Here is a 17,753-nt window from a genome sequence, read left to right as displayed (position 1 = left end):
CCCCGAGTTGCCCGCCCACCCCGTCCGCAGGTCCTTCCGCCCGTCCCGCGTTTGAGGACGAACTCGGCGAAGCCGTTCCCGACCCGCACCGCCTTCCCGGCACCAGAGCCGGGGGCTGACCACAACCACAGAGCCCTCGCCCCCGCCACCCCATCAGGGGATGCTGTTGGCGAATCCCGGATCCCAGCCTGCCTGCGCCTGACGACCTGCCCTGGAGATTCGTCAGCAACGTCCATCGGCGGGAAGGGCCCCTTATGGACGATCTGGAATGCCGCTCCGGTGAGGCGGACCGCCGAGCCAATGACGCCATGCTGCGCACTGGTCGCATCCGCCCAGACTCAGACCCTCGCCTGAGTGAACAGGTAGGCGCCGATCGACTACGTGATTCCGTTCTGTGGAATCACCGGACTTCATCCAGCAGCTGCCCTAGTGTCCAGTTCCGTGTCTAGGAAGAAGTTCACCTGTGCCGTTTGCTCCGGGCCCGCCAGTAAACCCACGGGTGAGCATGCGATCCCGAAGCAGTTCCTGAAGGTACTGGACAAGGCCAACACCGATTGCCTTGGTGAGGCGTACGAGCTGCACGCCAAGACGACGAGAGACGGCAAGGAAGTATCCGGGACGCAGAAGCCCATCAATCCGTTGAGCGCGGTCCGTCTTGTGTGCTGTCCGCCGTGCAATCAATGGTTGCGCGTGAACTTCGAGGATCCCGCAACGAAGTATCTTCCGAAGCTGGTTCAGGGGCGGGATGTGCTGGACGATCCGCCGCCATCTCTTGCGCCTCTTTCGCGCTGGCTGATCAAGACCGTGCTGATGTGCCATCACCCTGACGTGAGGTACGAGGGGATGTCAGGCAAGGCGAAGGCGCAGTTCCTCAAAGTGGACGCGGTTCCCGCCTTCCTGAGGTACATCAGAGAGTCAGGGAAGATCCCCGAGAAGCTGGCCTTGTGGGTGCTGTTCCATCCGCTCCATGCCCCGGTCATCTTGCAGAAGCACCCTGAAGCGACCATCGACATGGGGCTGAACATCCGGCGCCCCGATCTCGGGGGCGTCCTGCGGTTCGTGGTGACGGACGGTCCCGCCCTTGACTTCCGGCCCACCGGCCGCACGGAGATCGAGGCTCTGTGGCCCCTGTGATGGGATGATGGTTTCGAGTGTGGTCGTAACCGCCGTTCACGAAGAGGGCCTCTGGTCGAGACTCTGGGGGCAAATTTGGGTTCCTGTCTGCTTTTGCCCCCTGGGTTGGCGGGGCGTCGCCGTTCCGGAACACGGACGGCCTACCTCAAAACACCCTCAAATCGCCTACGGTGCACACCCCGCCCAAGCAAGGCTTGCGGCCATGAGTCCCACCGAGATAGGCACGCTTGCCATCGCCGCCATTGCCATCATCGGCGGCTTCCTCGGCGCCTACTTCCAAGGCCACAACGTCGCAGACGGAACCATCAAAGCCGCCACCAAGACTGCCGACGCCGCCTACCGGGCCGCGGTCGACAGTGCGAAGGAGCAAGCCCGCGAAGGTCACGCGCAGTGGCAGCGCGACCGTAGCCAGACCATATGGGCCGACTACACCAAAGCCCTGGACATCCTCCGCACCCTGGAGATCACCGAAAGCTGTACCGCCGCCGAAGACCGCCTCCACGGCGCCTACGCCATGGTCGAGCTGATGAGCCCCCCGGGTGTCCTGGTCGCAGCCAAAGAAGCGAAGGACGCGGCCCTCTGCCTCGCGTCCTCCCTCGTCGCTGTCAGGCATGCCGAAAGCCGACGCCGCAGCGTGCAAAGCACGTACAAAACGCTCCGAACCTTCGCAGAACAGATCCAAGGCATGGGGCGCGATGCCAGCGGCAGGCCGTACGAAGAGCTGGAAGATGACGAATACGGCAACAGGCAAGTCGGAACCCCCTCCTCCGACGAGCAATTCCAGCAGATGAACCGGACTATCGACGCGGGCGAAGCCGCCCGAGAAGCACTCGATGCACTCAGAGCGCTCTCCTCGTCCCCTCACTCGCAGGAAGCTGAACGCCGAGGCCGCAAGGCCCTCACAGCAGCCGCACGACTCGTTCCGCTGAGGGCCGCAGGGGCGGTGATCGAGTACGCGAAAGGTGACGACGGGAACGGCGAACGAGAAGCCCTCACTGGCGCTCGCAACGACCTGAAGGATGCTCGTGACGTATTCGTGGCCGAGGCCCGCAAGGAGCTAGACGCCCTCGGCCGCTGACACGGGGGCCGCTGAACATCCTGCTGTGCCCCTTGGGTGAAGTCGTTGGTGCGGGTGGTCGTCCGGGAGATCTGGGTGAGGTGGGCGTCGATGGATCTGGGTGAGGTGGGCGTCGATGCGGGCGAGGTTGATGGCGGCTCCGGTGAGTTGGTGCTGGAGGCTGGTCTTGGCAAGGCCGCGGTAGCGGGATCTGCGCAGGGCGCAGCACTGCTCGCGGACCGGACGGGGCGGCAGTGTCCGCCGCTGAACCGGATGCGGATCACCGGACGGTCAGGCCCTCTACGAACTGCAGCACCAGCACGAGCGCCGGACAACCCGGTGACCAGGCTGGTTCCCCCGTACCAGGAACAGGTCCGCGAACTCCTCGTCGCGAAACAGTGCCCCCAACTCGTCCCGGACCCGGATCGCCAGGCTCCCCTTCGGGAACGCAGCCCGCGCCACATGTACCGTCTCCGCCAGAATCTCAGCCGGGCCCGCCCGTCTGCATCGACATCGGCGCCCACCCCAAACGACAACGTCGGCTCTCAGGAGCACCACCGGGGTCTTGAGAACCGACGTCGCGTGAACCGCCGAATTGATTTGCCAACAGCGTCCCCCATCAAGGCGGCGGGCGCGGGAGTTTCGTCGCACCAGATAGCGATCTCAAGTGCCTTACAGGTACGCCCTATTGACGCTCCCTGCCACGATGGTGATGGCCGTGCAATCGAGGGCAATCGGATCGACAGAGGGAGAAGCCGTGAAGCTACGTTTCCTTGGGATCATCCCGAACACGCCCGTGGACGACTCGCCGACCATCTGGTTGGACGAGGACACGGGAGACCTGTTGATCCAGTCCTACAGGGCCACGGAAGAAGACGTGAAGGCGTGCCAGCAGATCGGCTCCATTCCCGGTCACTCCACGGACGTTCCGGAGCACGAGACGATCGTCCGGCTTCCGGCGGTCATGCTGAAGTACATCCCGCGACCGGAAGGCGACAACGGTGAAGTACCCCGTACGTGAGGGACTGGCAAAAACGCAGCGCTCAGCCGTGCATCTGGAGATGCGCGACAACTACACCCCGAATGACCCCGAGTTCGCCCGTTGGCGGGCTGGTCACCGGTACGGCAACGACCCTGCGAAGCTGCCCGAGTGGTGGGGGTCCTGGCGGGATTTGGTGGGCGAGGTGACGGCGCGCGGAGTAGTGGTGCGCCGGGCTCGGATCGTCTCGGAGCCGGTCACCGAGTACATCCGCTACGAGCATGACCTGACGTTCGCCAACGTGGCGGCGGGGGAACTGGTGCGTTGGCTGCCGCGGCGCAAGGCGGCCGATCTCGCACTCCCGGGTACCGACCTTTGGATGTTCGACAACTCCTCAGTGCTGTTCACCTACTTCTCTGGGGACGGTGACGTCGTGGACCGGGAATGGTGCACAGCTCCCGCCGTGGTGGAGTTGGTCAGCTCGGCCTTTGAAGCGGTGTGGGAACGAGCCACGCCGCACGAGGACTACAAGCTGACCTGAGCGACCATGCCCGCTTCAGGATCATCGAGCGTTCAGCAAGCCCGGCGTCTTCTTGCCGGCCGTCTACGGGAGTTGGTGAAGGACGCCGGGCTGGAAGGTAAGGACGTAGCCGCTCTGTGTGGCTGGCACCCGTCCAAGGTGTCCCGTATCTCGACAGCGAAGACCCAGCCCAGCGCTGACGACATTCGGGCTTGGTGCCGTGCGTGTGGCGCCGACGGCCAGGCAGAAGACCTCGTCGCTTCGCTGCGAGCCGTTGAAGGCATGTGGGTGGACTGGCGCCGTATGGAGCGCTCAGGACTGCGACGGGCGCAGGAAGCCGTTCTGCCTCTCTTCGAACGTACTCACTGGTTCCGCGCCTACTCCTCATGGTTGGTACCTGGCCTGCTTCAGACTCATGGGTACACCGAGGACGTGTTGCGCGCTGTTCAGCGGAGGCGGGTGACAGTCGATGACGTGGCGGACGCCGTGGCAGTACGCATGGAACGTCAGCGCGTCCTCTACGAGGGAGGCCGGCGCTTCGCATTCCTGATGGAGGAGTCGGTTCTACGGAACGGGCTCGGGGAGTCGGACACGCAGCTTGAACAGCTTGAGCACCTGCTCACGATCGGTTCGCTTCCCAACGTCAGCTTGGGCGTGGTACCTACCCGCCTCAGCCGATCGCGGATGCCGGTTGAGGGCTTCTGGATCTACGACAGGTCACAGGTCAACGTCGAACTCATCTCGGGCTATCTCACGCTCACGCAGCCCAGCGAAGTAAGCACCTATGCCGACACGTTCAGCATGCTGGCCGACATGGCGGTCTACGGCGTTAAGGCTCGTGCGCTGATCGCAGCGTCAATCGACTCGCTTGGGTGATTGCCCTGCAATCACGCGCAATCCGCTGTGAGTTGCGGCAGGCAGCTCCCTAGCGTTGTCACCCTCAGGACGACGCAAGGGATCCACCCATGGCCAATCCGACGACGTATCCCAGTCAGCCCGTAGAACTGCCCTTGAGACTCGAAGGCGACCCACAACCAGTGCCCGACTGCGACGTATGCGGGGCACTGAGCGCAGAGCGCAGCGAGGCACGGACCATGGGCGACATGTCCAAGGTCTCAGACGTGAACATCGAGATCCGGAACCATCCGCACAGGAAGAGGCGGCGCGCATGATTCCCATGGATCAGTACAAGAGCGCGCGCACAGAGGCTGACCACATCGCGGGGCTCATGCGAGCCGCCCTGATCCGTGCCGGGCTCTCCGAAGACGACGCGTCACGGGTTCGCGGTCTGGTCACCGGCAACGGGCGCGCTTACGTCGAAGTCGGCGTTCTTCGGGTTGCCGCCGCGAACACGCTGCTCGAAGCTCTGCCTCTGGCACGGGTCGTGCACACGAACGCCGACGATCCCCCCACGCTCCCCGCCGAGAGCTTCTGACCTCAAGCCCTCTCGCTGGGGCGCAGCCCTGGGCGGCGTGGGAATCCGCCTCGGCCCCGGAGAAGCCGAAGCCCCTTTTCGCAGCCCCGTCCGACGACGGCGATCCAGACCCGTCGGGCGGGGCTACTTGCCGTCGAGGGCGCTGCGATCTCGAACGTACGTCCCCCGGTTCGGCACGGTGTAGACGAGTCCGTTTTCCCTGAGTACGGAAATCGCCGACCGGACCGTGTTCCGGGCCACCCCGTATCGGTCCGTGAGCGCCTTCTCCGAGGGGATGGGCCGGTCGGCGACGAGTTCACCCCGCTCGATCTGCCGCGTCAGATCGGCAGCGATCTGCCGGTACGGGGGCTCCGGTGCCTGGTGATCGATTTCAAGCGCTGCCATGACGTGAAGCGTAGACAACCGACTATTCCTGTACCGGCCTGCACCGACCTAGATGGGGATATACCGGTTGCTCTAACGTCAGGCATGAAAACGCCCCGACAGACCGCTTAGGACCGGTCCGCCGGGGCTCCGCCGAACAGCTTTCCAGGAGCTGAACGACTATGCGTGATCGTATCGCCCGAGCCCTCGCATGGACCCTTTCGGTCCTCGCCCCACGCCGCCCCGGACGGCACTCCGCCGCGTTCCTCGCGGATCAGGCAGCCGAGCCGACCCCCGCACCGGTCAACCCGTGGCCACGTCCGTGGACCGGACCGACCAAAGAGGAAGCCGCCGCGTTTTTCCGGCGGCAATCCGAGACCACGACGGAACTGGGGATCATCCGGGAACGTCGCCGTGCTGCCGTGCTTGCGACCATGGGCGTGGACTACCCATACAGCTACCCAGGCGCCCCCTTCGGCCCGTCCGCGTTCGCCGCTGCGGGGGTGTCTGCATGACGAGCGAGGGACTGACCGGCGCAACGCCCGTAGTGACGGTGGCGCTCTGCATCAAGTGCACGAAGAACACCAGCGCGCCCGTGGCTGTCCGCTGGATTCACAGCACGAGCGGCCCCGGAGCCACTCTGTACGCCTGCCCCGAGTGCGCCCCTGAGCTCGGAGCCGGACCAACCCCCGACGACGAGATCCCCACCCCGTAGCCACAGGCGCAGGAAACAAGACGTCCCGCCCGGTCAGATGCCGGGCGGGACAGAACATCTACTGCCGAACATCGGGAAGGGACGGGGTGGGGGAAGGCCCCGTAGGGAGCATCCCGGCCCTGCCGATGAGTTCCGGCCCCCCGCACAGTCCACCCCACGTGGAACCCAACAAGCCGCCCGACCTCATCCTCGCCGGCACCCTCGACCGCGAGGCCACGCACCGCCTCTGCGAGGAGGCCAGGGAGCTGCTGCGCGCGGCAGACGCGGACGCCCCCGGTGTCCTCGTCTGCGACGCGGCAGGCGTAGGCCCACCCGTCCTCGCCGCGGTGGACGCCGTGGCCAGACTCCAGCTCACCGCCCGCCGCGCAGGCGGCCGGATCCGGCTGCGGAATCCGGCGCCGCACCTGCGCGAACTACTCCACCTCGTCGGCCTGCCCATTGAGATCGAGATGGCTCGGCACACCGAAGAGCGGGAACCAGCGGGGCGTGTCCAGGAAGCAGTGGAAGCCCGCGATCCGCCCTTCCGCTGAGATCTCGATGACCTGGATCGCCCACGGCATGAACCCGCCCTTGTCGGGGTCGGGCTTGTACTGGGCGAAGCCCGGCGTGCCGTTGACGTTGATGGGAAGCAGTCGGCCGTTCGCGCAGGTCGCGCCCATGGTGGACATGAAGCCCGTGATGTCCGACGTGCCGCGCAGCCAGAGGTCGAACGGGGGCATGGTCATGACGGCGTCTTCGTGCAGCAATGCCGTCAGCGCCGCCATGTCGTAGCCCTCGAAGGCGGCGACGTACCGCTCGAGGAGCTTCTGCTGCTCGTCGTCCAAGGGGTCCGAGACCGCCGTGTCGTCGGCAGGCCCCTCCGCCAGCGTCGCCCGCGCCCGCTGCAGCGCGCTGTTGACGGAGGCGACCGAGGTGTCGAGGAGCTCCGCGGCCTCGCTGGCCTTCCACGCGAGGACCTCGCGCAGGATCAGCACCGCCCGCTGCTTGGGCGGCAGTTGCTGCAGGGCGGCGACGAAGGCGAGGCGCACCGACTCCTTGGCCACGGCGGCCTCGGCCGGGTCGCTGACGGACGGCAGTACCCGCGCGTCCGGCATCGGCTCGAGCCACACATTGTCCGGGCGGGGCGTCAGCGCGGCCTGGGCCAGCGGGGCCGCCGCGGTGAGGTCCATGGGACGCGCGCGGCGGTTGCCCGCGTTCAGCATGTCCAGGCAGACGTTCGTCGCGATGCGGTACAGCCACGAGCGGATGCTGGAGCGGCCCTCGAACTTCTCGAAGCTGCGCCAGGCGCGCACCATCGTGTCCTGCACCGCGTCCTCGGCCTCGAAGGACGAGCCCAGCATGCGATAGCAGTACCCGGTCAGCTCGACCCGGTGTTTCTCCAGCGTGACGTCCAGCTCCGGCGACGTCGTACCTGCGATGTCACTCATCCCAACCCACCCCTGCGGCTGCCACGAAAGTCCCAGCACTCCGTAAGCTACCGAAGCCCACTGACAATGACCCCCGGAGTGGCAGAACCCGCAGATGGGAGGGGCCCTTCGCCGGGTCCTTCGAGGGGCGCTCAGTGCGCCGCCACAAGCCCCCGGCGTTCCTGGGCCCGGCGTTCCTGCGCCCGCGCCGCGTGCGATCCCCAGAGGGTGATCGAGACGACGCCGGACACCGCGAGCAGCCCCAGGGCCACCGTCCCGGCCCAGCCGCCGGTGTGGAAGGCGATCGCGCCGAGCGTGCCGCCCGCGCTGGAGCCCAGGTAGTACGCCGACTGGTAGAGCGCCGAAGCCTGCGCCCGCCCCGTGGTGGCCGTACGGCTCACGGAGGACGAGGCGACCGCGTGCCCGGCGAAGAAGCCCGCGGTGATCAGGACGAGCCCGAGCAGGACCATGACGATCGCGTCGGAGAGGGAGAGCAGCAGGCCGCCCGCCGTCGTGCTCACCGCCAGGTACAGCGCCCCGCGCCGGCCGAGCCGCGCCACCAGCTTCCCGGCGGCGGCCGACGAGACCGTACCGACGAGATAGACGAGGAAGATCGAGCCGATGATGCCCTGGGGGAGCGAGAACGGCGCCTCGGTGAGGCGGTAGCCGATCACCGTGTAGACCGCGCCGAACACGGTCATGAACAGCGCGCCGATCGCGTACAGGCGGCACAACAGCGGGTTGGCGAGGTGCGAACGGATCGTCCTGCCAAGGGCCTTGGGGTTGAGCGAGCCCGGCGTGAAGTGGCGCGGCGCGGGCAGCAGCGCGCGGAAGGCGAGCGCGCACAGGACGGCGATGACGCCGATCACGGCCAGTGCCGCACGCCAGCCCCAGGCCTGCGCGACCCAGCCGGTGATGATGCGGCCGCTCATGCCGCCGATGGAGTTGCCCGCCACGAACATGCCGATCGCGGCGACCAGCGCCTTGGGCCGCACCTCCTCGGCGAGGAAGGCCATCGCGGACGCCGGGAGCCCGGCGAGCGCGGCGCCCTGGACGGCGCGCAGCGCGATCAGCGCGCCGATGGAGGGGGCGAAGGGGATGAGCAGCCCCACGGTCACCGCGACCGTCAGGGAGGCCGTCATCAGGGTCCGCCGCCCGAAGCGCTCGCTGAGCGCGCTCAGGGGCAGTACGAAGAGGGCCAGTGCGCCCGTGGCCGCCGAGACCGTCCAGCTCGCCGAGCTCGCGCTGACGCCGAAGTCGGCGGAGACGAGGGGGAGCAGCGCCTGCGTGGAGTAGAGGAGGGCGAAGGTCGCGACACCCGCGAGGAAGAGGGCGAAGCTCATCCGGCGGTAGCCGGGGCCGCCGGGGGTGAGGCGCGTGTCGGAGTCGGTGGCGGGGGACGACGGGGTGAGGGCGACCGCGTGGGTGACGGACGCCCCGCTACTGGCAGGAGGCATGCATCGAACGTAGGCACCCGCGACTCATCCGTCCAATGCATGAACTGGCCATAATCGATCCCATGGTGCATGAGAGCAGTTCAGCGGGGCGTCTGTCGCAGAGCGGTTACGCAAAGGACACCGGAAAGACCGGCGGCCGGGAGGCGGCGGTGCCACCCGCCGAGCTCACGCCCGGCTCGTGGTCCGCCCTGCTCTCACCGAGGCTCGCGTACTTCGCGGGGGTCGCCCGCACCGAGCACGTCACGCGCGCCGCGCAGGAGATGCAGGTGCCGCAGTCCACCCTGTCCCGTGCGCTGGTACGTCTCGAACAGGACCTGGGGGTCGACCTGTTCGCCCGGCACGGCCGTACGGTGTCGCTCACCCCGGCGGGGCGGACCTTCCTCGCCTCGGTCGAGCGGGCGCTCGGGGAGGTGGAGCGGGCCGCGGAGTCGGTGCGGGCGGACGCGGACCCGGCGTCGGGCAAGGTGGCCTTCGGCTTCCTCCACACGATGGGCTCGGAGACCGTCCCGGGCCTGATCCGCGCCTTCCGGGCGGACCACCCGAGGGTCCGCTTCAGCCTCGTACAGAACTACGGCGAGGCCATGATCGAGCGGCTGCGGGCAGGCGATCTCGACCTCTGCCTCACCTCACCCGTGCCGGACGCGCCGGACCTCGTGGCCCGCCGCCTGGACGAGCAGCGGCTGCGCCTCGTGGTGCCGGACGACCACCGCCTCGCTGCCCGCAAGCGCGTCCGCCTCTCGGAGGCGGCGGACGAGTCCTTCGTGACCCTCGAGCCCGGCTACGGCCTGCGCCGCATCACGGACGACCTCTGCCAGGAGGCGGGCTTCAAGCCGCGGGTGGCGTTCGAGGGCGAGGAGGCGGAGACGCTGCGGGGCCTGGTGGCGGCGGGCCTGGGGGTCGCCCTCCTCCCCCCACCGGCGGTGGCCCGCCCCGGAGTTGTGGAACTGACGGTGACGGGCCAGCGTGCGGTACGGGAGATCGGCGTGGCGTGGCTGGACGGCCACCCGGACACGCCCCCGGTGGCGGCGTTCAAGAAATTCCTGCTGAGCCGGAGGGGGAAGCTGCTGCCGGAGTAGTTGTGCCCGTCGATCACCGGCTCCGCCGAGTTCGTCCTCAAACGCCGGACGGGCTGAAAGAACGCCCATCAGTGCCGCAACGACGCCCCGAAGCCCGAAGCCAGCGGCATCCGCAGCCCCAGCGGCGGCGGAGCCGCCAAGGCGTCCTCCAGGGGGCGGGCGTACGCGTGGCCGAACAGGGAGCCGAGGACGAAGTCCGAGGCCAGAGCGAGGACTTCGGACTGGTGCTGGTGCAACCGGTGCCCGTCCGAATGGACTTCGAACCGGCACACATCCCGATTCGCCTTCTTCGCCCGCTCCGCAAGCCGGAACGAAAGCTCGGGATCCGTCCGCTCATCGTTCGTGCCGTGCACGACAAGCACCCGCCGCCCCGCCAACTGCTTCACCGGTTCGGGTGACGCCGCCACATCGTCCTCGGGCAGCCAAGGGGCCAGCGCGAGGACGGAGTTCACCGCGTCGTGCCCGCCGGCCCGCAGCGCGGCCCGCCCGCCCATGTCCACGCCGACCAGGCAGACGGAGACATCGCCGTAGCGCCGGATGATCTCGTCCGCGGCCCATGCCGCGTCGGCGGCGAGCTCCGCCTGCGCACCGTTCCACCCGCGGTAGCGATAGCGCACGACATGCACCGCGAGCCCCTCCTCACGCCCGTCACGGGCGAGTCTGCGGCCGACCGCGCGCACCATGCTCGCGGGGATCGGCGGCGGTTTGCGGGAGGAGGTCTCGTGGCCGCCGGGGAGCAGCAGCACCGCGCCACTGACCGCCGAAGGCCGCGTACCGATCACGCGCCCGAGGCCGGCCGCACGCGCGGAATCGGGCGTCGCTTGCTGTGCCATGACAGAACAGTGTCAGAAGCGATGGTGTACGCCACCCGTCCGCGGGGTCACTGTTACGTATCGACCCGTGAGATCCCCCAGGCGATCTACGCGCGTAGGCGCTAGAGTGCCGAGATGACGAGCCAGACCACCAAAGCCGGTCAGACGGACCGCGAAACACCCAGCGCCGAACAGATCCGCCGCGCCCCCAAGGTGCTCCTGCACGACCACCTCGACGGCGGTCTGCGCCCCGGCACGATCGTCGACCTCGCCCGCGAGACGGGGTACGAGTCGCTGCCCGAGACCGACCCCGACAAGCTCGGGATCTGGTTCCGCGAGGCCGCCGACTCCGGTTCGCTGCCGCGCTATCTGGAGACCTTCGCCCACACCTGCGCGGTGATGCAGACGAAGGACGCCCTCAAGCGCGTGGCCGCCGAGTGCGCCGAGGACCTCGCCGAGGACGGCGTCGTCTACGCCGAGATCCGGTACGCGCCGGAGCAGCACCTGGAGCAGGGCCTCACCCTCGAAGAGGTCGTCGAGGCCGTCAACGAAGGCTTCCGCGAGGGCGAGCGGCGCGCGAAGGCCAACGGTCACCGCATCCGCGTGGGCGCGCTCCTGACCGCGATGCGGCACGCCGCCCGCGCCCTGGAGATCGCCGAACTCGCCAACCGCTACCGCGGCCCCGGCCCCCAGAGCGGAGTGGTCGGCTTCGACATCGCGGGCGCCGAGGCGGGCTTCCCTCCCACCCGGCACCTCGACGCGTTCGAGTACCTCAAGCGCGAGAACAACCACTTCACGATCCACGCCGGTGAGGCGTTCGGTCTGCCCTCCATCTGGCAGGCCCTGCAGTGGTGCGGCGCCGACCGCCTCGGCCACGGCGTACGCATCATCGACGACATCCAGGTCGCCGACGACGGCACCGTGAAGCTCGGCCGCCTCGCCAGCTACGTACGCGACAAGCGCATCCCCCTGGAGATGTGCCCCAGCTCCAACCTGCAGACGGGCGCCGCGACCTCCTACGGCGAGCACCCCATCGGGCTGCTCCGCAAGCTGCACTTCCGGGCGACGGTGAACACCGACAACCGCCTCATGTCCGGCACCAGCATGAGCCGTGAATTCGACCACCTGGTCGACGCATTCGGCTACACGCTCGACGACATGCAGTGGTTCACAGTCAATGCGATGAAATCAGCGTTCATTCCTTTCGATGAACGCCTGGCAATGATCAACGACGTGATCAAGCCCGGTTATGCCGAGCTGAAGTCCGAATGGCTGTTCCGCCAGACCGCTTCGACCAGGGCTTCTGTCGGGTCCTAGCAGTAATTCGTGCATTGCGGGCGCGGCCGGGAACATTAATTCCCGGCCGCGCTTTTCGCCGTTTCGCTGTTTGCGGACCGCCCCTTCACATGTTTACGGTCATGGGCCGCTCAAAAGTCCCCGTCATCCAAGGACGCATTGAAGATGAAGCAGTCTGCTGCCAAGACCCTCGGTGTCGCCGCTCTCGGTGCCGCCTTCGCCGCCGCCGGCGCGGGTGCCGCCAACGCCGCCCCGCCGGTGCCGGACCCCACCGCAGTCCTCGGCTCCGCCGCCTCGACGCTCCCCGTCGGTGACGTCGCCAAGACGCTGCCCGCCGGTGGCCCCGAGGCGCTGGCCGCCGGTCAGAACGCGCTCGGCAGCACGGTGCAGGCCGCCGCGCCGACCGTCGACAAGCTCGCCAACGGCGACAAGCTGGCCAACGGCGAGGTCCAGCCGGAGGGTGAGGTCATGCCGCCCGCCGCCGACCCGCTCTCGGGCCTGCTCGGCGGCCTGCCGGTCGCCCAGAGCCTGCAGACCTCGGGTCTGCCGGTGAACGGTCTGCCGCTCGGCTGATCCTCGCGCGCATCCGCGTACGCCGATGGGGCGCACCCTTTCGCAAGGGTGCGCCCCATCGGCGTACGCATACAGGCCTCTCACCAGGCTGCCTGCTGGGTCTTGCCCTCCGAGGGCAGCAGCACCCACAGGGCTACGTAGAGGAGGAACTGAGGTCCGGGCAGCAGGCAGGAGAGCACGAAGATCACGCGCATCGTCGTCGCCGACGTGCCGAAGCGCTTGGCGAGGGCGGCACACACTCCGCCGATCATCCGGCCGTTCGTGGGGCGGGCAAGGGCGGTCATGGTGGCTCCTTCGTGAACCGTAGTCATCAGGCATGAAGTCCGGGGGCGTTTCCCCGATGACTCAAAGCTACGTTCACGAAGCGGGCAAAGCGTCGCTCTACGGTGCGATACCGACCCTGGGAATCGTCGGGGTCGCACCCTGAGACGCGTCCTCCCGCAGGAGGGCCGCGTGGTCCACCACATCAGTACGGCGGCGGAGTCTGGCCCTGACGGCGGGCACCACCGCGAGATGCACGAGGGCCACGCCCACGCTGTTCAGGAACAGCGAGTCGATGTCGACGACCTGTCCCGGCACCCCGGTCTGCAGCAGCTCGATGCCCAGCGAGAGCATCGCCCCCGCCGCGACCGTGCGGACCAGCGAACCCAGCGGCGACACATGGACCCGCCCGCCGGCGAGCGGAAGCAGCACGCCGAGCGGGGCCAGGAGCAGCAGGCTGCCGCCTATCTGCCGGGCGGCCTGCATGGGACCGAGCGCCAGATCCGCCTTGATGCCGGCGAACGGCTGCAGATTCGCCGCGCTGACCCAGGGCACGTCCAGTGGACGCAGCGTGAACCATCCGACGAGCAGAAGGTGCGCGACGAGGAGGAATCCTCCCGCCGCGCGGAAGCGGATGGCGGCCCCGTGGCCGCCCGAGCCTTGACGCACGTCCCCCTAGACGCGCCTAGCGGCAGGATCGGTTCCGCGTATCTCATCCCGGTACGGGGCGCTGTCCTGATCGCACGCGGTGGCTGTCTCAAACGCGGGCGATGTGACGCTCCGTGGTCACTTGGGGGTCACTTCACCGTCTCCGTCGGCGGTGCCTCCGTGCCGGGACGCTGCCTGACGGCCTGCGTGCATTCGTAGCGGCGCAGCGGGGAGTCGCCGGGGCCGCCCAGGATCACCGAGCGCTCGCCGGCCGCCGCCGCGCTGTCCGCGTAGGTGCACACGATCTGCGCGAGGGCGAAGGCCGACAGGTCCTCCGGCCGCGTGCTGAACCGCAGCGCGTCCTCGGGGTCCCCCTCGCCGGGACCGCTGACTACCGTGCCGCCGCGTACGTCGGTGGCGAAGCCCGCCTGCTTCTCGGGGTCCGACGGCGACTGCGCCAGCTCGTCGAGGAGCGCCTGCGCGATGCGTACGCGGTCGGTCGTCGCCTTGTCGGTGGGGATCCGCACCGCGCGGTCGACGGTCACCAGCTGCGCCGCGCACACCAGGAAGACCTGCACCGGGACGCCGCTCGACGACTGCGACGCGATGCTCGACCCGGACATCACGCAGGGCACCCGCGAGGGCCCCGGACCGAAGTCGGTCGGCACCGCCGTCGACCGGATGCCGCACCCGGCGAGCGTCGCGGTCAGCGCGGCGGCGAGGAGCGCGGCACGCAGCCGTCGCCGGTTCATCGCTTCTCTCCCTTGCCCGCGCCGTCCGCGCCCTTGCCGGTCTCGCAGACGTCCTGTTCTTCCTCCACCAGCGGCCTGGGATCGCGCGGCAGCCACAGCGTGAACACCGCCCCGCCCTCGGGGGAGTTGGCGGCCGTGATCTCACCGCCGTGGATGTGCGCGTTCTCCAAAGCGATGGAGAGCCCGAGCCCGCTGCCCTCCGAACGCGGCCTGGACGCACTCGCCTTGTAGAAGCGGTCGAAGACGTGCGGCAGTACGTCCTCGGGGATGCCGGGGCCCCCGTCACGCACCGCGATGACCAGCTTCTCGCCCGCGAGCCGCACCGAGACCTTCACCGGGGAGCCGCCGTGCTTGAGGGCGTTGCCGATGAGGTTCGCCAGGATCACGTCGAGGCGCCGCGGGTCGAGCCGCACCATGATGCCGCGCTCCGCGTCGAGCTCGACCGCGTCGAGCCAGGCACGGGCGTCGATGCACGCCGTGATCTGGTCGGCGATGTCGACGTCGTCCAGGACGAGCCGGGCCGTGCCCGCGTCGAAGCGGGTGACCTCCATCAGGTTCTCCACCAGGTCGTTGAGCCGCCGGGTCTCGCTGACGACGAGCCGCACGGCGGGCTCGATCATCGGGTCGACGGACCCGGTCTCCGCGTCGAGCTCCTCCTCGAGGACCTCCGTCACCGCGGTGATCGCGGTCAGCGGCGTACGCAGCTCGTGCGACATGTCGGCGACGAAGCGCCGCGACGCCTCGTCACGGGCGCTCATGTCGTCGACCTTCTTCTCCAGGCTCTCCGCGGTCCGGTTGAACGTCCGTGACAGATCGGCCAGTTCATCCGTGCCCGACACCCGGAGCCGTGTGTCGAGCTTGCCCTCGCCGAGCCGCCGCGCGGCCACGCCGAGCCGGTGCACCGGCTTGAGCACCGTGGTCGCCGCCGCCTGCGCGAGCAGCGCGGAACCGATCAGGGCCAGCCCGGTGGCGATGGCGAGCGACCAGCCCAGCGAACTCAGGTCCTTCGCCTCCGGCTCGAGGGACTTGAGCATGTAACCGGTGGGACCGCCGCCGATGACCTTCGCGCCGCCCACCAGGTACGGGGTGCCGTCGTCGGCGGTCCGCTGCCAATACAGGTGGTACGGGCTCTTGTTGCTGGAGGTGAGCGGCTGCTCCTTGTTCACCGTCTTCCGCAGCGACTTGGGCACGTCGGCCAGGGTGAAGGCGTCCAGATCGGAGTAGCCGACGACGGTGTCACCCTCGCCGTTCTCCCCGATCAACAGCACGCTGTAGCGCTGGCTGCTGTTCGCCATCGCCCCTGCGGCCTGCTGCAGTTCGTCCTGCGTCGGATTGGGCGGCAGCGCCCCCGCGCGGGTCTGCATCTCCTGCTGGAAGTCCTTCAGCGCCGCGTCCTGCGCACGCGTGAGCACCGCCTCGCGGTTCAGCCAGTACGCGATTCCGGACGCCGAGACGGCGGCGGTCAGCGCCACCAACCCGAACACCACGACGAGCCGGAGCCGCAGGCTCGTGAAACGCAGCCCCGCCAGTATCGCCTTGCGCGCCGCGGCCCAACCACGGAGCTTGTCCTGCGGTTTGGTCACTGAGGAGTGTCCAGCCGGTAGCCGACCCCACGCACCGTACGGATCAGCGTCGGCGAGGACGGGACGTCCTCCACCTTCGCGCGCAGCCGCTGCACACACGCGTCGACGAGCCGGGAGTCACCGAGGTAGTCGTGCTCCCACACCAGACGCAGCAACTGCTGCCGCGACAGGGCCTGTCCGGGCCTGCGGCTCAGCTCCAGGAGCAGCCGCAGCTCGGTCGGCGTGAGCTGCAGATCCTCGCCGTTCTTCGTCACGGTCATCGCGGCGCGGTCGATGACGAGCGAACCGAACGTCGCCGCGTCATTGGCCTCGCGCTCACCACGGCGGAGGACCGCACGGATCCGGGCGTCGAGCACCCGCCCCTGCACGGGTTTCACGACATAGTCGTCGGCGCCGGACTCGAGTCCGACCACCACGTCGATGTCGTCACTGCGCGCGGTCAGCAGGATGATCGGCAACTGGTCGGTGCGCCGGATACGACGGCACACCTCGAACCCGTCGATGCCGGGCAGCATCACATCCAGCACGATCAGGTCCGGCCGCTGCTCTGAGAGCAGTTTCAGGCCGTCCTCGCCCGTGGCAGCAGTAGCCACCCGATGCCCTTGGCGGGTGAGCGAAAGCTCAAGGGCCGTACGGATGGCGTCGTCGTCCTCGATCAGCAACAGGGAAGGCACGGACGACATTCTGTCCCATGGTGCGGCCACAGTTCGACTGTTGGGAGCCCTCCCACACTTCTCCCCTACACACATGACGGCTGTTGCAGGCCTGTGACAGTCGACGGACACCGTCATGAAGTGCCTCGGGCAGAGTTTTGGTCACACGGAAGAAGCCAGACTCCACCGACGGGGGGCGCGAGATGAACACGCTGTACAGCACCAGCTCAAGCGCAGTTGTCACGCGTCTCCACGACGTGGCTCGGACTGCCGAGAGGCACGAGAAGTCCGGTGCCGTGAGCGGGCGGGGGTGCGCTCGCGGCACCGGGCGTCAGCACACCGCGTACATGACGGTGGTTGACGTACTCCCGGGTGTCATCGGGGGAACGGACGGGGGAGCTCACGGGGGAGCCGCGTACAGGGAGGACACGGGGGAGCGCACTTCAGCGTCGGAGGCGGAGTTCACCGCCTACGTCCAGGAGCGTCGTGCCTCCCTGTACGCAACCGCCTACCACCTGACCGGTGACCGTTTCGAGGCCGAGGATCTGCTGCAGAGCGCCCTCTTCTCGACGTACCGGGCCTGGGACAGGATCAGCGACAAGGCCGCGGTCGGCGGATACCTCCGCCGCACCATGACCAATCTGCACATCAGCGCGTGGCGCCGCCGCAAGCTGAACGAATACCCGACCGAGGAACTGCCGGAGACGGCGGGCGACACGGACGCGATGCGGGGCACGGAACTCCGCGCGGTTCTCTGGCAGGCCCTGGCCCGCCTCCCCGAACTGCAGCGGACGATGCTGGTCCTGCGCTACTACGAGGGCCGCACGGACCCCGAGATCGCGGACATCCTCGACATCAGCGTGGGCACGGTGAAGTCCAGCATCTGGCGCTCCCTGCGCCGGCTGCGCGAGGACGAGGTCCTCAGCTTCGGCCGTGACCAGGAGGAGTCCTTCGGCGAGTTGGTCGCCTGAGGGATCACGGGGGCCGCCGCTCCTAGGGGGGAAGCGGCGGGAAGTACCGGGGGGATCACGGG

The 17,753-nt window shown here is 68.5% G+C and carries 21 protein-coding genes and 1 pseudogene; 12 read left to right on the top strand and 10 right to left on the bottom strand.

Features of this window, described 5'->3' with window-relative positions:
- Positions 1-441: 441 nt before the first annotated feature.
- Both E2651_RS28800 and E2651_RS28795 read left to right on the top strand, forming a co-directional pair.
- Positions 442-1,134 (top strand): hypothetical protein, encoded by a 693-nt coding sequence (locus E2651_RS28800; protein WP_135334166.1) that lies wholly within the window; start codon positions 442-444, stop codon positions 1,132-1,134.
- A gap of 202 nt (positions 1,135-1,336) precedes the next feature.
- Positions 1,337-2,212, top strand: coding sequence for a hypothetical protein (locus tag E2651_RS28795; protein ID WP_135334165.1), 876 nt, complete (start codon positions 1,337-1,339; stop codon positions 2,210-2,212).
- Between the two features lie 268 nt (positions 2,213-2,480).
- Here E2651_RS28795 and E2651_RS28790 read toward each other — a convergent pair.
- Positions 2,481-2,740: pseudogene (locus E2651_RS28790) on the bottom strand (IS5/IS1182 family transposase); the annotation flags it as partial.
- Positions 2,741-2,948: 208 nt separating this feature from the next.
- Between E2651_RS28790 and E2651_RS28785 the strand changes: the two are divergent.
- The 4 genes from E2651_RS28785 to E2651_RS28765 all read left to right on the top strand — a co-directional run bounded on the left by E2651_RS28785 (position 2,949) and on the right by E2651_RS28765 (position 5,125).
- Positions 2,949-3,212 carry a hypothetical protein gene (locus E2651_RS28785; RefSeq protein ID WP_135334164.1) on the top strand — a complete coding sequence of 88 codons (264 nt, stop codon included), beginning with the start codon at positions 2,949-2,951 and terminating at the stop codon, positions 3,210-3,212.
- A complete protein-coding gene (locus E2651_RS28780; RefSeq protein WP_135334163.1) occupies positions 3,193-3,711 on the top strand; it encodes a DUF6879 family protein in 519 nt (172 codons plus the stop codon). The genes E2651_RS28785 and E2651_RS28780 overlap by 20 nt, the downstream gene beginning before the upstream one ends.
- A gap of 6 nt (positions 3,712-3,717) precedes the next feature.
- Entirely contained in the window at positions 3,718-4,566 is an 849-nt protein-coding gene (locus tag E2651_RS28775; protein WP_135334162.1) for a helix-turn-helix transcriptional regulator, read from the top strand.
- 292 nt (positions 4,567-4,858) lie between these two features.
- On the top strand, positions 4,859-5,125 hold the full coding sequence (locus tag E2651_RS28765; RefSeq protein WP_135334160.1) for a hypothetical protein: 267 nt from the start codon (positions 4,859-4,861) through the stop codon (positions 5,123-5,125).
- Positions 5,126-5,248: 123 nt separating this feature from the next.
- Here E2651_RS28765 and E2651_RS28760 read toward each other — a convergent pair whose 3' ends face one another.
- Positions 5,249-5,509 (bottom strand): winged helix-turn-helix domain-containing protein, encoded by a 261-nt coding sequence (locus E2651_RS28760; protein WP_135334159.1) that lies wholly within the window; start codon positions 5,507-5,509, stop codon positions 5,249-5,251.
- Positions 5,510-5,999: 490 nt separating this feature from the next.
- Here E2651_RS28760 and E2651_RS28750 point away from each other — a divergent pair, with 490 nt between their 5' ends.
- Positions 6,000-6,203: a hypothetical protein gene (locus E2651_RS28750; RefSeq protein ID WP_135334157.1), complete on the top strand. Its 204-nt coding sequence runs from the start codon at positions 6,000-6,002 to the stop codon at positions 6,201-6,203.
- 158 nt (positions 6,204-6,361) lie between these two features.
- Complete coding sequence (locus E2651_RS28745) at positions 6,362-6,733, top strand: STAS domain-containing protein (RefSeq protein WP_245239309.1); 372 nt, start codon at positions 6,362-6,364, stop codon at positions 6,731-6,733.
- Here the strand turns inward: E2651_RS28745 and E2651_RS28740 are convergent.
- Both E2651_RS28740 and E2651_RS28735 read right to left on the bottom strand, forming a co-directional pair.
- Positions 6,617-7,630 (bottom strand): sigma-70 family RNA polymerase sigma factor, encoded by a 1,014-nt coding sequence (locus tag E2651_RS28740; RefSeq protein WP_135334155.1) that lies wholly within the window; start codon positions 7,628-7,630, stop codon positions 6,617-6,619. The two genes, E2651_RS28745 and E2651_RS28740, sit on opposite strands and share 117 nt — an antisense overlap.
- 131 nt (positions 7,631-7,761) lie before the next feature.
- The gene (locus tag E2651_RS28735; protein WP_135334154.1) at positions 7,762-9,066 is read right to left on the bottom strand and encodes an MFS transporter; all 1,305 of its coding nucleotides are present in this window, start codon (positions 9,064-9,066) and stop codon (positions 7,762-7,764) included.
- 62 nt (positions 9,067-9,128) lie between these two features.
- On the opposite strand from E2651_RS28735, the gene E2651_RS28730 reads away from it, so the two are divergent.
- On the top strand, positions 9,129-10,142 hold the full coding sequence (locus E2651_RS28730; RefSeq protein ID WP_135334153.1) for a LysR family transcriptional regulator: 1,014 nt from the start codon (positions 9,129-9,131) through the stop codon (positions 10,140-10,142).
- A 68-nt stretch (positions 10,143-10,210) separates the two neighbouring features.
- Here the strand turns inward: E2651_RS28730 and E2651_RS28725 are convergent, their stop codons facing one another.
- Positions 10,211-10,975: an alpha/beta hydrolase gene (locus E2651_RS28725; RefSeq protein WP_135334152.1), complete on the bottom strand. Its 765-nt coding sequence runs from the start codon at positions 10,973-10,975 to the stop codon at positions 10,211-10,213.
- Between the two features lie 114 nt (positions 10,976-11,089).
- Here E2651_RS28725 and E2651_RS28720 point away from each other — a divergent pair, with 114 nt between their 5' ends.
- Positions 11,090-12,271, top strand: coding sequence for an adenosine deaminase (locus E2651_RS28720; protein WP_135334151.1), 1,182 nt, complete (start codon positions 11,090-11,092; stop codon positions 12,269-12,271).
- Positions 12,272-12,415: 144 nt separating this feature from the next.
- Positions 12,416-12,823, top strand: a complete 408-nt coding sequence (locus E2651_RS28715) for an ATP-binding protein (RefSeq protein WP_135334150.1) — start codon at positions 12,416-12,418, stop codon at positions 12,821-12,823.
- 80 nt (positions 12,824-12,903) lie between these two features.
- Here the strand turns inward: E2651_RS28715 and E2651_RS28710 are convergent, their stop codons facing one another.
- The 5 genes from E2651_RS28710 to afsQ1 form a co-directional block, all read right to left on the bottom strand.
- Positions 12,904-13,107, bottom strand: coding sequence for a PspC domain-containing protein (locus E2651_RS28710; protein WP_135334149.1), 204 nt, complete (start codon positions 13,105-13,107; stop codon positions 12,904-12,906).
- Positions 13,108-13,204: 97 nt separating this feature from the next.
- Entirely contained in the window at positions 13,205-13,753 is a 549-nt protein-coding gene (locus E2651_RS28705; RefSeq protein ID WP_135334148.1) for a VanZ family protein, read from the bottom strand.
- Between the two features lie 128 nt (positions 13,754-13,881).
- Entirely contained in the window at positions 13,882-14,484 is a 603-nt protein-coding gene (locus E2651_RS28700) for a hypothetical protein (RefSeq protein ID WP_135334147.1), read from the bottom strand.
- The gene (locus E2651_RS28695) at positions 14,481-16,067 is read right to left on the bottom strand and encodes a HAMP domain-containing sensor histidine kinase (protein ID WP_135334146.1); all 1,587 of its coding nucleotides are present in this window, start codon (positions 16,065-16,067) and stop codon (positions 14,481-14,483) included. Before E2651_RS28695 ends, E2651_RS28700 begins: the two co-directional genes overlap by 4 nt.
- Complete coding sequence (afsQ1, locus tag E2651_RS28690; protein WP_030562528.1) at positions 16,064-16,741, bottom strand: two-component system response regulator AfsQ1; 678 nt, start codon at positions 16,739-16,741, stop codon at positions 16,064-16,066. The genes E2651_RS28695 and afsQ1 overlap by 4 nt, the downstream gene beginning before the upstream one ends.
- Before the next feature lie 182 nt (positions 16,742-16,923).
- On the opposite strand from afsQ1, the gene E2651_RS28685 reads away from it, so the two are divergent.
- Positions 16,924-17,691 carry a SigE family RNA polymerase sigma factor gene (locus tag E2651_RS28685; RefSeq protein WP_135334145.1) on the top strand — a complete coding sequence of 256 codons (768 nt, stop codon included), beginning with the start codon at positions 16,924-16,926 and terminating at the stop codon, positions 17,689-17,691.
- Positions 17,692-17,753 lie beyond the last annotated feature (62 nt).

The organism is Streptomyces sp. MZ04, assembly GCF_004684775.1.
GTDB lineage: Bacteria > Actinomycetota > Actinomycetes > Streptomycetales > Streptomycetaceae > Streptomyces.
Note: the sequence above shows the minus strand (reverse complement) of the source record. Positions and strands in the feature narration are given on the sequence as shown.

Bases quoted from the DNA above. Each gene is read 5' to 3' on its own strand.
- E2651_RS28760 (WP_135334159.1), bottom strand. From the start codon at position 5,509: ATGGCAGCGCTTGAAATCGATCACCAGGCACCGGAGCCCCCGTACCGG.
- E2651_RS28765 (WP_135334160.1), top strand. From the start codon at position 4,859: ATGATTCCCATGGATCAGTACAAGAGCGCGCGCACAGAGGCTGACCAC.
- E2651_RS28710 (WP_135334149.1), bottom strand. From the start codon at position 13,107: ATGACCGCCCTTGCCCGCCCCACGAACGGCCGGATGATCGGCGGAGTG.
- E2651_RS28735 (WP_135334154.1), bottom strand. From the start codon at position 9,066: ATGCCTCCTGCCAGTAGCGGGGCGTCCGTCACCCACGCGGTCGCCCTC.
- E2651_RS28795 (WP_135334165.1), top strand. From the start codon at position 1,337: ATGAGTCCCACCGAGATAGGCACGCTTGCCATCGCCGCCATTGCCATC.
- E2651_RS28740 (WP_135334155.1), bottom strand. From the start codon at position 7,630: ATGAGTGACATCGCAGGTACGACGTCGCCGGAGCTGGACGTCACGCTG.
- E2651_RS28775 (WP_135334162.1), top strand. From the start codon at position 3,718: ATGCCCGCTTCAGGATCATCGAGCGTTCAGCAAGCCCGGCGTCTTCTT.
- E2651_RS28750 (WP_135334157.1), top strand. From the start codon at position 6,000: ATGACGAGCGAGGGACTGACCGGCGCAACGCCCGTAGTGACGGTGGCG.
- E2651_RS28730 (WP_135334153.1), top strand. From the start codon at position 9,129: ATGGTGCATGAGAGCAGTTCAGCGGGGCGTCTGTCGCAGAGCGGTTAC.
- E2651_RS28700 (WP_135334147.1), bottom strand. From the start codon at position 14,484: ATGAACCGGCGACGGCTGCGTGCCGCGCTCCTCGCCGCCGCGCTGACC.
- E2651_RS28725 (WP_135334152.1), bottom strand. From the start codon at position 10,975: ATGGCACAGCAAGCGACGCCCGATTCCGCGCGTGCGGCCGGCCTCGGG.
- E2651_RS28720 (WP_135334151.1), top strand. From the start codon at position 11,090: ATGACGAGCCAGACCACCAAAGCCGGTCAGACGGACCGCGAAACACCC.
- E2651_RS28715 (WP_135334150.1), top strand. From the start codon at position 12,416: ATGAAGCAGTCTGCTGCCAAGACCCTCGGTGTCGCCGCTCTCGGTGCC.
- E2651_RS28685 (WP_135334145.1), top strand. From the start codon at position 16,924: ATGAACACGCTGTACAGCACCAGCTCAAGCGCAGTTGTCACGCGTCTC.